This is a genomic window from Stutzerimonas stutzeri (genome assembly GCF_013522825.1).
Lineage (GTDB): Bacteria > Pseudomonadota > Gammaproteobacteria > Pseudomonadales > Pseudomonadaceae > Stutzerimonas > Stutzerimonas stutzeri_AK.
The window spans coordinates 87818-101724 of sequence record NZ_JAAMQZ010000013.1; the positions used below are offsets into that span (position 1 = coordinate 87818).

At 62.0% G+C, this 13907-nt stretch carries 14 protein-coding genes; 10 read left to right on the forward strand and 4 right to left on the reverse strand.

Translation table 11 applies throughout. The annotated features are described in order from the left end of the window. Nucleotides 1–63 precede the first annotated feature (63 nt). Together G7020_RS10415 and G7020_RS10420 are read right to left on the reverse strand one after the other, a co-directional pair. A complete protein-coding gene (locus G7020_RS10415; RefSeq protein WP_181084095.1) occupies nt 64–1827 on the reverse strand; it encodes a putative bifunctional diguanylate cyclase/phosphodiesterase in 1764 nt (587 codons plus the stop codon). Continuing rightward, nucleotides 1824–3428 (reverse strand): methyl-accepting chemotaxis protein, encoded by a 1605-nt coding sequence (locus G7020_RS10420; protein ID WP_181084097.1) that lies wholly within the window; start codon nt 3426–3428, stop codon nt 1824–1826. Before G7020_RS10420 ends, G7020_RS10415 begins: the two co-directional genes overlap by 4 nt. A 126-nt stretch (nt 3429–3554) precedes the next feature. Here G7020_RS10420 and G7020_RS10425 point away from each other — a divergent pair, with 126 nt between their 5' ends. Continuing rightward, a complete protein-coding gene (locus tag G7020_RS10425) occupies nt 3555–4025 on the forward strand; it encodes an XRE family transcriptional regulator (RefSeq protein ID WP_181084099.1) in 471 nt (156 codons plus the stop codon). A gap of 145 nt (nt 4026–4170) precedes the next feature. Here G7020_RS10425 and G7020_RS10430 read toward each other — a convergent pair whose 3' ends face one another. Further along, on the reverse strand, nt 4171–4974 hold the full coding sequence (locus tag G7020_RS10430; protein ID WP_181084101.1) for an OmpA family protein: 804 nt from the start codon (nt 4972–4974) through the stop codon (nt 4171–4173). A gap of 42 nt (nt 4975–5016) precedes the next feature. Then, a complete protein-coding gene (locus G7020_RS10435) occupies nt 5017–5403 on the reverse strand; it encodes a DUF4398 domain-containing protein (protein WP_181084103.1) in 387 nt (128 codons plus the stop codon). Nucleotides 5404–5671: 268 nt separating this feature from the next. On the opposite strand from G7020_RS10435, the gene ppc reads away from it, so the two are divergent. The 9 genes from ppc (at nt 5672) to G7020_RS10480 (ending at nt 13893) form a co-directional block, all read left to right on the forward strand. Then, nucleotides 5672–8308 (forward strand): phosphoenolpyruvate carboxylase, encoded by a 2637-nt coding sequence (ppc, locus tag G7020_RS10440; RefSeq protein WP_181084104.1) that lies wholly within the window; start codon nt 5672–5674, stop codon nt 8306–8308. A gap of 266 nt (nt 8309–8574) precedes the next feature. Then, nucleotides 8575–9222: an adenylate kinase gene (gene adk, locus G7020_RS10445; protein ID WP_181084106.1), complete on the forward strand. Its 648-nt coding sequence runs from the start codon at nt 8575–8577 to the stop codon at nt 9220–9222. 129 nt (nt 9223–9351) lie between these two features. Continuing rightward, entirely contained in the window at nt 9352–10023 is a 672-nt protein-coding gene (tsaB, locus tag G7020_RS10450) for a tRNA (adenosine(37)-N6)-threonylcarbamoyltransferase complex dimerization subunit type 1 TsaB (protein ID WP_181084108.1), read from the forward strand. A gap of 63 nt (nt 10024–10086) precedes the next feature. After that, a complete protein-coding gene (locus tag G7020_RS10455) occupies nt 10087–10437 on the forward strand; it encodes a hypothetical protein (RefSeq protein WP_181084110.1) in 351 nt (116 codons plus the stop codon). Nucleotides 10438–10511: 74 nt separating this feature from the next. Next, on the forward strand, nt 10512–11309 hold the full coding sequence (locus G7020_RS10460) for a DUF72 domain-containing protein (RefSeq protein ID WP_423835651.1): 798 nt from the start codon (nt 10512–10514) through the stop codon (nt 11307–11309). Between the two features lie 55 nt (nt 11310–11364). Further along, nucleotides 11365–12057 (forward strand): extensin family protein, encoded by a 693-nt coding sequence (locus G7020_RS10465; RefSeq protein WP_181084114.1) that lies wholly within the window; start codon nt 11365–11367, stop codon nt 12055–12057. 43 nt (nt 12058–12100) lie between these two features. Next, entirely contained in the window at nt 12101–12883 is a 783-nt protein-coding gene (locus G7020_RS10470; protein ID WP_181084116.1) for a class I SAM-dependent methyltransferase, read from the forward strand. A 153-nt stretch (nt 12884–13036) separates the two neighbouring features. Then, nucleotides 13037–13456, forward strand: a complete 420-nt coding sequence (locus G7020_RS10475; protein WP_181084118.1) for an HPF/RaiA family ribosome-associated protein — start codon at nt 13037–13039, stop codon at nt 13454–13456. 179 nt (nt 13457–13635) lie between these two features. Next, nucleotides 13636–13893: a DUF2789 domain-containing protein gene (locus G7020_RS10480; RefSeq protein WP_181084119.1), complete on the forward strand. Its 258-nt coding sequence runs from the start codon at nt 13636–13638 to the stop codon at nt 13891–13893. The last annotated feature ends 14 nt before the right edge of the window (nt 13894–13907 follow it).

A 13907-nucleotide genomic window follows, 5' to 3' on the forward strand; every position in this document is an offset into this window, starting at 1 on the left:
CGGGCATGGCCCGTTCCCACGAAAGTCGCGGCCAAGGCCCCTCCTACAAGCGCGCGCCCTTGGTCAGGCCTCACTGAGCCGGCATACGGAGCTTCGGCGGGCATTGGTCTGCTCAGCGTCGAGCCTGTCGATCAACTCATCCAGCGGTATCGGCCTGGCGAACCAGAATCCTTGGCCCTGATCGCAGCCGCTTTCCTGCAGGCAGGCCAGTTGCATCCGCTTCTCGATGCCTTCGGCGACAGTCTGCATGTTCAGGCTGCGAGCGAGAGCGAGAACCATGCAAACAATGGCGCGGTCGTCGTCATTGTCCGGGAGCCCGGCGATGAAGGAGCGATCTATCTTCAATTTATCGAATTGAAGCTGCTTCAGGCGCCCCAGTGAAGAGAAACCGATACCGAAATCGTCCATGACCAGGCCGATGCCGGTCTTTTTCAGCTCGCGGGCGTTCTGCAGGACCGAGTCTGAATGGCTCATGGCGGTTTCCTCGGTGATCTCCAGTTCCAGCCGGTTGGGTGGCAAGCCGGTGTCGTCAAGGACCTGCAGAACCTGCCCGACAAATTCCGTCTGGCCGAAAAAAGGCGCGCAGACATTGACCGCCACCACTACATCCAACAGTCCTCGTTCGATCAATCTCGCATTGTCAGCACAGGCCTGGCGGATGACCCAGCGGCTGATATCGGGCATCAGCCCGTATTTCGCCGCAAGTGGAATGAACTGGTCTGGCTGAATCAGTCCATGTTCGTCGTCGGGCCAGCGCAACAGGGCTTCCAGAGCAGAGGGCTGCAGGGTCTGCATGTCGAACTGCAGCTGGTAATGCAATTCGAACCGACCGAGAGAGATGGCTTCGCGCAGGCGCTTGAGCATTTGGTAGGTCTGCTCGTCCTTCTCGCGCTGTTCCCGGTCGAATAGTTGCATCCGGTTGCCGCCAATCAGCTTGGCTTGGTACATGGCGAGGTCCGCGGCATTGATCAGCTCGTCGGCAGCCTGGCCATGCTCGGGGAACAGGGCGATGCCGATACTGGCGCGCACCGAAAGCATGATGACTCCCATGTCGAAGGGCTCCGCAAGGCTTTCGAGCAGGCGCGTACAGATCTGCTCAGCCATTGCCGGCTCACCGTCGAGCGTAACGATGGCGACGAACTCGTCGCCGCCCATGCGCCCCAGTACATCGGTTTCGCGCAGGCAATTGCGCAGACGCCCGGCCACTGCCTTGAGCAACCGGTCGCCGAGCGGGTGACCATGGTTGTCGTTGATCAGCTTGAAACCATCCAGGTCGATGAACAGTACTGCCAGCTGTCGACCGTTGGCACTGCAGGTGCGTATAGCCTGGCCGAGTGCCTGGATGAAGGGGTTTCGGCTGACGCATTCGGTCAGGGCGTCGTAGGTCGCCAGAAATGTGATGCGTTCGGTGAGGCGCCGCCGCGCGCTGATGTCGTGGCAGATGCCGACGAACAGCCGCCGTCCGTCCTGATCGAACTCGTTTACGCTCAGATGCAGCGGAAAACAGCTGCCATTCTTGCGCCGACCCATGACCTCCCGCCCCTTGCCGATGATCTCGGACCTGCCGCTGCGGCGGTAACTTTCCATGTACCCGTTGTGGGTCCGCGCATGGGATTCGGGCATCAGCAGCGAGACGTTGCTGCCGATCAACTCATCTTCGCTGAAGCCGAATTGTTCCAGCATCGCACGGTTGACCGCCTGGACGATGCCTTGTGCATCGATGACCAGAATGCCGTCCACCGCCGCCGCGAAGATGGCCGTGGCCAGTGCTGAATCTATCGGCTTGCCGTTAGCGATGACTGATACCGCGCTCTGCCCAGGGGTCATGATCTTTCACCGCCAGGCTCTGTCTTGCGGGCTTGCTGACTGCTGAAGCGCTCGACCAGGGCGTACATGTCGTGTGCGGTCTGTTCAAGTTCCTCACCGGCCTGGGCGGACTCTTCGGCCAAGCCGGCATTGACGTCCGAGGCTTCGGCGATGCGGGTGATCTGCCGGGAGATGTCTTCGGCCACATGTGCCTGCTGTTCGGATGCGACCGCCATTTGCTGACTCATGTCGTGGATCAGCTCGATGGCGTCACCGACCTCCTGCAAGGCCTGCTGGGTGGTAATGACCTGACGAACGCCATCGTCGGCTTCCTGCGTGCCGGTGCGGGCAATTTCCACTGCATTCGCTGCACGTTCCTGCAGTGTTTCGATGATCTGTTGGATGATGGCGGTGGAATCGCGGGTTTTCGAGGCCAGTGCTCGCACCTCATCGGCAACCACGGCGAAGCCGCGACCTTGGTCGCCGGCCCGCGCGGCCTCGATGGCGGCGTTCAGCGCCAGCAGGTTGGTCTGCTCGGCGATCGCGCGGATCATGTCGGCGGCCTGCTGGATGGACTGGGTATCCTGCGCCAGCTCTTCCACCGAGGCGCTGATTCCCGCCACGCTGTTCGCCAGCCGCTCGATCACCTCGCGGGTCTTGCCGGCTTCCGCCGAGCCGTTGTGGGCCAGCGTGCCGATCCGGCTGGCTTCGTCGGCGGTTTGCTGCACATGGGTCGCCACTTCGGATATCGATGCAGCCATTTCATGGATGGCGGTCGCCGTCATGTCCGCTTCCTTGCGCTGCTCCTGCAGGGAGGTTTCCGACTGGCTGGTCAGCCGGGCGCTGCGCTGGGCCAGCGCCATGCTCTGCCTGGCGAAATCGGTCAGGCGACCGAGCAGGGTGCGCAAGCGGGCTCGCTCGCTGATCAGACTCATCTGCAAGCGTGCCTGCCTGCCTCTGGCATCGGTATAGGCGCGAGCGCTGAGCGTATCGTCGAAAGCGCCTTCCAGGCTGCTCTGCACGTGCTGCAGCAGTCGTGTCTGACGCCAGTTGTTCCAGCCCTGCAGGGCGGGCAGCGCCGCCAGCGCGCAGCCGACTCCGGCCAGGGGCGAAGCGTAGTGGTAGGCGGCCAGCGCCAGCAGGGCGGCTACGAGGGGCCAGGCACAAAGCGAAGCAATGCGCCACGGAGACAGCGCCGAAGCATCCTTCGCGCCCCCCTTGTTCATCTGCGCATAGAGCTGGCTGGCGCGGCGCACCTGCTCGGCCTGCGGCTTTACGCGTACCGATTCGTAACCACTGATGCGACCATCGGCAAATATCGGTGTCACATAGGCATCGACCCAGTAGAAGTCACCGTTCTGGCAACGGTTCTTGACGATGCCCATCCAGGGTTTGCCAGCCTTGAGGTAATGCCACATTTGAGCGAACACCGCTCCCGGCATATCCGGGTGGCGCACGATGTTATGCGGGCTGCCCAGCAGTGTCTCGCGGTCGAAACCACTGATAGCGGCGAACTCGTCGTTGCAGTAGGTAATGGTGCCTTGGGGGTCGGTGACGGTAATCAGTCGAATTCCCGTCGGGAGAAGGCGTTCCTGCCGGCTAGCTGGGGTATGGGGGCGCATGGGCTTGATTACTTGACGCTGAAATGGATTGCACTGGCTATGTTAACTAAAAGTTACGTAACTGGCTTAATTAGCATTTTCTATCGTGTTACGCCGCGCCTGCCGCACTCTCCGTAGTGTGCGGGCATGGAAAACACTCGCGAAAAATTCGCCAAACGCTTGTGTCACGCTCTGCAAGAGGCTGGCTATGAGGCAAAGCCGGCCATTCTGGAGCGTGAGTTCAATTTGCGTTATTGGGGGAAACCCATGACTTTGCACGGCGTTCGCCGTTGGCTCAGAGGTGAAGTACTGCCAACGGACGACAAGATGCTGGTGCTGGCGCAGTGGCTGCGGGTCGACCCCCGCACGCTGCGATTCGGGGAAGAAGCTGCCCATCAGATAGAACAGGAAAAGACGTTGTATGAATCCGCTGCCCGTCAGGAGCGGGAAGCAATCGAGATATTTCTCGGACTTTCGCCGGCTCGCCGGCGTCTGGTGCGCGAGGTGATCATGACCTGTGCGCACGCCGAGCAGCAGGATCAGGCTTCGGAAACTGTCCGCAAGAAAAGGACGGAGCGTGCAGTCGATCAAACACGCTCCAACCCCACCCAGGCTTGATGTTTCCAGCGTGACTCCGTGTCATCGTTTTCCGTAAGTCAGAATTAGCTGAAGGCGTCATCCGTCGATCAGAAGTGTAGCCCGGCGAGCGAGGCTGGGAGCGGTCCCAGCCTGTATCTCAACCTCTCGTTTCGTTCCGGCTTGTCTAGCGCATCGACGAACGCGGCGCGACGCGCTGGTTGTCGTTGGAAATCGTGACTTCCACGCGGCGGTTCATTGCGCGGCCCGAGGTCGAGTCGTTGCTCGCGACTGGATACTGCTCGCCGTAGCCGACGGCCTGGATCCGTTGCATGTCGACACCGGCGCGGGTCAGGGCGCGGCGCACGGATTCGGCACGGCGTTCTGACAGCTGCTGGTTATAGGCGTCGGAGCCAGTGCTGTCGGTATAGCCCTCGACGACTACCTTGCGCTCCGGATTCTCGTTGAGGAAATCGGCCAGCTTCTGAATGCCGCGCATGCCGGAGGGTTTCAGGTCGGACTTGTCCAGGTCGAACAGAACATCACCGAAGGTCACGAGGGTTCCCCGTTCGGTCTGCTTGGCCTGAAGGTCCTGTTGCAGGCGGCGAATTTCATCCTGCTGTCGCTGTAACTGCGCTTCGCGTGATTCCAGGCGCGCCTCGGCACGTTTGGCCGAAGCCTTCTCGATATCCTGTTCGGCGGTGCGCAGGGCGATGGTCTGTTCGGCGAGCTCAACTCGACGCTGGGTCAGATAGGCCAGTTGGTCGACCTTCTCTTTGTCCGCATCATCCAGATAGGCTTTATTGGCCTTCTCCAGCATCCGCGCCGCATCTTCGGTTTCCAGAGCCGCAAGCTGGCTGGAGCGAGCATCGCTCTGCAACAGGGCGAACTGGCCACGAGCCTGTTCGAGGTTCTGATTGGGTTGCGAGGAGCATGCCGCCAGGCCGATGGTCATGGCTAGAACGGTGGGCAGTGTCAGTAGTTTATTCATGGCAAATCATCCTTTGTTGCAGGCTTGAGAGGCGGAAGGGGGTTATTGAACGACGCTGCGCATGCTTTCTTCGCGCAGCTCATCGATACCCTGCTTGGCGTCTTCCACGGCCTTCTGTGCCTTGGCTGCCTGAGCCTTGCGTTCGGCGACACGTGCGTCCCACTCGGCCTGCTCGGCCAGCAGACGGGCTTCATCGTACTTTTCCTTCTGCATGGCCAACTCGGCCTGCTTCCACTTTTCCTGTGCGTTGCGCATTTCCACCGCCGCATATTCGGTGCCGCCGGCACTGACCGCGCTACGTACTGCGGATTCGGTAACGGCAAACTGTTCGGTGGGTGGATTGCCGGCGCAGCCAGCCAGCAATAGCCCTCCCAATGCAACAGCCGCCAGCTTGGGCAGCTGGAATCGTTCGAGGGTGTTTGTTTTCATGGCCAGTCTCCAGTGCGTGTTTACCTGAGGATTTCGCGAAGTGCCCGCAATCCCTGTCCCGCTCCTGTGGGGCCGGATGGGGTGGGGTATGTTTTTGTGAGGCCGCAGAACCGTAATCGTTCCGATGAATGGCTAAAGGAATGGCCGTAACCTTGTCATTGGCGAGTGTGGTGGGCACTCTGTTCGAAGTGTTTCTTCCAGGCACCGCTCAGCACCTGCTGCAGAGCGGTTGCCAGTGATCAACGATGCGGCTGGTGGGGAAGGGTTCATGGCGAAAATCGATGCGCGATTGCGCGAGAATGTTCATCTGCTCGGAGAGTTGCTGGGCGACACCATCCGCGCGCAGCACGGCGATGTCTTCTTCGAGAAGATCGAGCGAATCCGCAAGGGGGCCAAGGGGGCGCGGCGCGGTTCGGTGGAGGGGGCCAGGCAACTGGAGGAAACCCTTGGCGGGCTGACCGACGACGAGCTTTTGCCGATGACCCGTGCCTTCAATCACTTCCTCAATCTGGCCAATATCGCCGAGCAGCATCATCGCATGCGCCGCCGTCGCCCCGAGGAGTCGCCGCCTTTCGAGGCTGGCGTTTTGGCGGAGTTGCTCGAACGGCTGAAGGTCGAAGGATTCGATCAGGCGTTCATTGCCCGCCAAGTGGCGCAACTGGATATCGAACTGGTGCTGACTGCGCACCCGACCGAGGTTTCACGGCGTACCCTGATCCAGAAATACGATGCCATCGCCGCCCAGCTCGCCGCGCGTGACCATGCCGATCTCAGTGCGGCGGAACTGGCCGATATCGAGCTGAACCTGCAGCGGTTGATCGCCGAGGCCTGGCACACCGAAGAAATCCGGCGCATCCGGCCCACGCCGGTGGAAGAGGCCAAATGGGGCTTTGCCGTCATCGAGAATTCGCTCTGGCAGGCGCTGCCGAACGTGTTGCGGCATACCGACAAGGTGCTCGCAGGCAGCAGCGGCCTGCACCTGCCGCTCGATGCCGCACCGATCCGCTTCGCTTCATGGATGGGCGGTGACCGCGATGGCAATCCCAATGTGACGGCGGCGGTGACCCGCGAGGTGCTGCTGTTGGCGCGCTGGATGGCGGCGGATCTGTTTCTGCGCGATGTCGAGGGCCTGATCACGGCGCTGTCCATGCAGACCGCCAGCGACGAACTGCTGCAACACAGTGGGGAATCCGCCGAACCCTATCGCGTTCTGCTCAAGGGTTTGCGCGAGCGTCTGCAGGCCACGCGGGACTGGGCGAGTAGCGCGCGCGAACGGGGCACTCCCGAGCCTGCGGCGGTGCTGCGGGACAACCGCGAGTTGCGCCAGCCGCTGGAACTCTGCTACCGCTCGCTGCACGCCTGCGGCATGGGCGTGATCGCCGATGGCGCCCTGCTCGATACGTTGCGGCGTGCCGCAGCCTTTGGGCTGTTCCTGGTGCGTCTTGATATTCGCCAGGATTCGGCCAGGCACAGCGCGGCCCTGTCGGAAATCACCGACTACCTGGGCCTCGGCCAGTATGAACAATGGGACGAAGGACAGCGCCTGGATTTCCTCCAGCGCGAGCTGGATAGCCGGCGTCCCTTGCTGCCGCCGCATGTCCAGCCTTCAGCCGAGACTGCCGAGGTGCTGGCTACCTGCCGTGTCGCCGCCCAGGCGGCGGCGGAGTCGCTGGGCTCCTATGTCATCTCCATGGCCAGGCAGGCATCCGATGTGCTGGCGGTGCAGCTGCTGCTCAAAGAGTCCGGCCTGCAACGCTCGATGCGCGTGGTGCCGCTGTTCGAGACGCTCGACGATCTGAACAACGCCGGTCCCAGCATCGAGCGGCTGCTGGGCTTGCCCGGCTATCGCCAGCGCCTGAACGGCCCGCAGGAAGTGATGATCGGCTATTCCGATTCGGCCAAGGATGCCGGCACCACGGCGGCAGCCTGGGCGCAGTATCGCGCCCAGGAAAGCCTGGTCGAAATCTGCCGCGCGCATGAGGTCGAACTGCTGTTGTTTCACGGTCGCGGTGGCACCGTGGGTCGTGGTGGCGGCCCGGCCCATGCGGCCATTCTTTCGCAACCGCCCGGATCGGTCGCGGGGCGCTTCCGCACCACCGAGCAGGGCGAAATGATCCGCTTCAAGTTCGGCCTGCCGGACATTGCCGAGCAGAACCTCAACCTCTATCTGGCCGCGGTGCTGGAAGCCACCCTGTTGCCGCCGCCGATGCCGGAGCCTGACTGGCGTGCGCTGATGGAGCGACTGGCCGGGGAGGGCGTCGAAGCCTACCGGGGCGTGGTGCGCGACCATCCGGGGTTTGTCGAGTATTTTCGCCAGGCCACGCCTGAGCAGGAGCTTGGTCGTCTGCCCTTGGGCAGCCGGCCTTCCAAGCGCCGCGAAGGCGGCGTGGAGAGCCTGCGGGCGATTCCCTGGATCTTCGCCTGGACCCAGACCCGCCTGATGCTGCCCGCCTGGCTCGGCTGGGAGCGGGCGTTGCAGGTTGCACTGGAGGGTGGCGAAGGCGAGCGACTGAGAACCATGCGTCAGCGCTGGCCGTTCTTCAGTACGCGCATCGATATGCTGGAAATGGTCCTGGCCAAGGCCGATGCGCAGATCGCCGCACGCTACGACGAGCGTCTGGTCGCTGCACCGCTGCAACCACTGGGCGGCGATTTGCGTGACCGATTGTCGCAGGCGATAGACGCTGTGCTCGGGCTGACCGGGCAGTCCGAATTGCTTGCCCACAGCCCGGAAACGCTTGAGGCGTTCAGCTTGCGCAACACCTACCTTGATCCCTTGCACCTGATGCAGGTCGAGTTGCTGGCCCGCTCGCGACATCAGGAAAACCCGGCAGAAAGCCCGCTGGAACAGGCTCTGCTGGTCAGCGTCGCGGGAATCGCCGCCGGTCTGCGCAATACCGGCTAGGCCTTTTCAAGGAGGGCTGCGGCAGGCCGGGGTGGCTGTCGCAGCCGTCACCGCACAGTCTTTCAGCGTCGTTTTGCGCTCGTGCCGATTGGCCATCATGCCCATGGGATGATGTTGCGCATGCTGCTTGTCTGGGTTCCATGCGCTGTGTATCGTGTTCCACCTTTTGTCGCATGGCGGCAAACCAGATTCTTTGATCGCCAGAGTTGGGATTGCAGCAATCGTTCCTGGCGGTATCCCCCTTGCTAAAACTTGAGGACTCATCCATGCGCGTGATTCTGCTGGGAGCACCGGGTGCCGGAAAAGGCACACAGGCAGCCTTCATTACCGAGAAGTTCGGCATCCCGCAAATTTCCACCGGCGACATGTTGCGTGCAGCAGTCAGGGCTGGCAGCCCGTTGGGCCTGAAGGTCAAGGACGTGATGGCCAGCGGTGGCCTGGTCTCCGATGAAATCATCATCGACCTGATCAAGGAGCGCATCACCCAGTCCGATTGCGCCAACGGCTTCCTGTTCGACGGTTTCCCACGCACCATTCCCCAGGCAGAAGCACTGAAAGCCGCCGGCGTGACCATCGACCATGTGGTGGAAATCGCAGTGGAAGACGAAGAAATCGTCAAGCGCATAGCGGGTCGTCGTTTCCACCAGGCTTCCGGTCGCACCTACCACGTCGAGTACAATCCGCCGAAAGTGGCCGGCAAGGACAACGAGACCGGTGACGAACTGGTTCAGCGTGAAGACGACAAGGAAGAAACCGTGCGTCATCGCCTGTCCGTCTATCATTCGCAGACCAAGCCGCTGGTGGATTTCTATCAGAAGCTGTCCGCTGTCGAAGGCACGCCGAAATACAGCCTGGTTGCAGGTATCGGCTCGGTGGACGAGATCACCGCCAAGGTATTCGCTGCCCTCAGCTGATTGGCTTTTGGCTGCAAACTACGGCCCGCTTGCGGGTCGTTGTCATTTCTGCGGTTCGGTAATTCCCGTGCCCGGTCATCGGCGGACGGGCTTATAATGCCGGCCCCCCTTTTTTCACCGGACGATGCAATGACCACCCTGCTGGCCCTCGATACCGCCACTGAAGCCTGTTCCGTTGCGCTGCTGCATGAAGGCCGGGTGCTGAGCCAGTACGAGGTGATTCCACGGCTGCATGCGCAACGACTGTTGCCGATGATCCAGGCGCTGCTGGCCGAGGCCGGTATCGCCTTGTCGGCGGTCGATGCGCTGGCCTTCGGTCGCGGCCCAGGCGCCTTTACCGGCGTGCGGATTGCCGTTGGCGTGGTGCAGGGACTGGCCTTCGCGCTCGAACGCCCGGTTCTGCCGGTTTCGACCCTGGCGACCATCGCCCAGCGTGCGCATCGCGAACACGGCGTGGAGCAGGTGGCGGCGGCCATCGATGCACGTATGGACGAGGTCTACTGGGGCTGCTATCGCCTGCAGCAGGGCGAGATGCGCCTGGCAGGTCTTGAGGCGGTATTGCCACCAGAGCAGGCAAGCCTGCCGCGTGACAGCGCCGGCCAATGGTTTGGTGCAGGCACCGGCTGGGGCTATGGCGAACGCCTTGCAGTCAAGCCGGCAGCCCTCGATGCCACACTGCTGCCCCACGCCGAAGACCTGCTGCTGCTGGCCAGCCATGCCTGGCACCGGGGTGAGGCGGTGGAGGCCGATCAGGCCCAGCCGGTCTATCTGCGCGATAATGTCGCCACGCCCAAGAGCTGACGCGACCGTTGCCAAAGTTGTGATGGGCCGTTAAAGTCGCCGCACTCCCGATCGAGTTGAAAGATGCGCGTCGAAGGTTCCTTTCCTGTCCCTTATTCCACGGATCGTACTGCCCGTATCGGCAGCGCGAGGGATGGTTATGGCGAAACCCAGCGCGCCGCCGAGGCTGATCGCCAGATCGACAGCCGAGCGGCAGGGCAGGATTATCAGCCGCAGGCTGCGCGGCCCCAGCAGCGGGTCAACGAAAGCGCGCTGATCGAACGCTATGCGGCATTCCGCGACGCACCGCCTCAGGCGGATCGCACTCTTCCAACCCATGTCGCCCAGGCGTTGGCCAGTTACGTCAGCACTGCCAGCTTCAACAACAGCGATTTCGGTGGCTATGAGGTGCTGGGCCTCGATCTCTACGTCTGAGACGGGCACTTGCGTTGAACCTTCCTTATTTTCTTGGCTGTCCGTCCTGGAGCGAAAGCGCCTGGCTGGATTCACTGTACCCGGCGGCTACGCCTGCCTCCGAGTTCCTTGCCCGCTACTGCGCGATGTTCAATAGCGTCGAAGGCAACACCACGCTTTACGCCTGGCCCTCGCAAGCGAAGGTCGAGCGTTGGGCCAGTCTGATGCCCGAAGGATTCCGCTTCTGTGCCAAGTTGCCGCGCGAAATCAGCCAGGCGGACAACCTGCATGGTGTGCTGGAGCTGGCGCTGGCTTTTCGGCAGCTACTGGCACCTTTGGGCGCGCGGGTCACGCCGTTCTGGTTGCAATTGCCGGCGAGCTTCGGCCCAGGCCGTCTCGGTGAACTGGCCGGGCTGATCGACAGCTTTGGCGCGCCACTGGCAGTGGAGGTGCGGCATCGGGCGTTCTTCGAGCGTGGCGAGGAGGAGCGCGCACTGAACCGCCTGCTGCTCGACCGCGGTGTCGAGCGCATCTGCCTGGATTCCCGTGCCTTGTTCAGTTGTCGCTCGCAGGACCCAACCGTACTGCACGCGCAGAGCAAGAAACCACGCCTTCCGGTGCGCCCGACCGCGTTCAGCGAATCCCCGCAGCTGCGCTTTATCGGCCATCCGGAGCTGGAGGCGAACGACAACTTCATGGCGCCCTGGCTGGACAAGGTGGCGGGCTGGATCGAAGCCGGCAAGAAGCCCCATGTCTACCTGCACACACCGGACAATCACCGCGCGCCAGAGCTGGCCCAGCGCTTCCATTTACAGTTGGCTGAGCGCCTGCCAGGGTTGCTGCCGCTGCCATCTTTTTACCGCGCGCCGCAGTTGTCCCTGCTGGGCGACTGACCAGCCTTGTAAAACATCGAATCCAACTTCCGTCTCGCTGTGTTGCCTATAAGGCATGACTTTCGGACGCTTTTTTCTACTGTTGCTTCTATTACTGACAGGCTTCGCTTATGGCGTCTGGCGCGGCCATATCGACGTGCCTCCGCAATGGAACCCCTGGGCGCCGCTGGATATCCAGGCGACACCCAACGTACTGACAGCCTTCAAGCTGCGTCGCCTGCAGGAAGACCGCGAGCTATGCGAGCAGGCGCTGGCAACCTCCGACCTGACTTATGTGGCGGTGCCGGACAGCACGCCGCAAGCAGGCTGCCCGGTGAAAAACGCGGTGCGGGTGAACGGTTCGGCAGTGCATTTCAATGGCGCCTTTCTGGCCACCTGCCCGCTGGCGGCGGCTTATGCTCTGTTCGAGCGGCATGGGCTGCAACCGGCGGCGCAGCAGGTGTTCGGTCAGCCAGTGGTACGCATCGACCATTTCGGCAGTTTCGCCTGTCGCAACATCGCCCGCAGCAACAGACGCAGCCAGCATGCTTCGGCCAATGCGCTGGACCTGGCCGGCTTTTATCTTCAGGACGGCACTCGCATCACCGTAGCGCGTGACTGGGCAGGCGATAACGACAAGGCGCGCTTTCTGCGCCAGGTAAAGGCGGCGGCCTGCGATGTCTTCGGGGTGACCCTGAGTCCGGAATACAACGCCGCACATCATGATCACTTCCATGTGGATATGGGTGGTTTCGGTATGTGCCGCTGACAGGCTCTGGCAAAATGCCGGTTTTTCCAGCGCAGGTTCACCCATGTCCACCTCCATTCCCCAGGTTCGCGTAGAAGCGCTGGCATCGGCATTCACCGAGCAGGCACAAGCCTGGGCGCTGCGCCTGGAACTGCCCTTACAAGCGGACGAGGCCGAATTCGTGCTGCAGTTGGGCGAAAACGGCCTGCAACTGCAGCAGCTCGGTGATCAGGCGCCGGGGCCAGTGCGGGTGGATTTCGTCGAGGGCGGTGCGGCTCACAGGCGCCAGTTTGGCGGCGGTAGCGGGCAGATGATCGCCAAGGCCGTGGGCATTCAGCCGGGTATTCGCCCCAGCGTGCTGGACGCCACGGCAGGCCTGGGGCGGGATGCTTTCGTGCTGGCGTCTCTGGGCTGCGAGATGAAGTTGTGCGAGCGGCAACCGCTGATTGCTGCACTGCTGGAAGACGGCTTGGCGCGTGCCCGGCAGGACTCTGAAGTTGCGCCCATCGTTGCCCGCATGCAACTGCGGCAGGGTGATGCCATCGAACTGATGCGCCAGTGGCAGGGCGAGCCACCACAGGTCATCTACCTGGACCCGATGTTTCCGCACCGGGAAAAGAGCGCGCTGGTGAAAAAGGAAATGCGTCTGTTCCGGCCTTTCGTGGGTGACGATCTGGATGCGGCCTCTCTGCTGGCCCAGGCACTGACGCTGGCCAGTCATCGCGTGGTGGTGAAGCGCCCGCGCAAGGCGCCGGCCATCGAGGGTGTCAAACCGGGCTATAGCCTGGAGGGCAAATCCAGCCGCTACGACATTTATCCCAGGAAGAAGCTGCAGCCCGACGGCTGAGCGGATCGTTCTCTTGACGGCGAGCAAGTTACAGCGCTCTGGCGGTCTTTGTTTCCGTGATGCCCTTGCTTAATACCGCCAACAATGGCATTTCTAGGTCAGGCCGTTCGAGGCTGAGCGGTGGTTACCTAGAGCGTTTAGAAGGAATAGCGTATGCAGATCCAAGTTCACAGCGATAACCACATCGACGGAAGCGCCCGCCTTGCTGAGTGGGTCAGTGCCAGCGTTGCCGACAAGCTGGATCGGTTCGACGACGAAGTCACTCGGGTAGTGGTCCATCTGAACGACGAGAACGGGGTCAAGGCTGGCGCACAGGACAAGCGTTGCCAGATCGAAGCACGACCCAAGGGGCTGCAACCCATCTCGGTCACACACAAGGCCGAATCGCTGGAATTGGCGGTCGATGGCGCCATCATCAAGCTGAACAACGCCCTGCAACATCAGTTCGGCAAACTGCGCAGCAAGCGCGCGGCGGCACCGGTGCCGCTGGAAGGCGAGACCCTTGAAGTCGAAGGTCGGGACGCACTACTGGAGGAAGATTTTCTTGCCGATGAGCAACTGCGCTCGTCCTGACTCGATACGTAACACCAGCCAGTGCGCTGGTTGAACAACCCCCGAAACAGGCAGGCATCGGCAGACGATGCCTGCCCCTCGCAACGCCCTGTCATCGTCTCGATTCGCCTGCGGTTGAACTGTACGCGGCGGGCTCCCTCTACTGAATGAACCGTCCCGATAGTTCTGGAGCCTGCACCATGGAATTGCCCAACAAAGACCTTGGCACCCTGTTCGCACAACTCGGTTTGCCCTCAGATCCAGCCAGCATCGATGAATTCATCGCCACCCATCGACCGCTGCCCAATCACATAAAGGTGTCCGAGGCACCGTTCTGGAATGAAGCTCAGGGCTCATTTCTCAAGGAACAACTGCTGGATGATGCCGAATGGGCGCCTGTGGTCGATGAGCTCAACGTGCGCCTGCATGAGCAGGTCGACGACGCTCCGCAGGATTGAATACATTCAGGCCG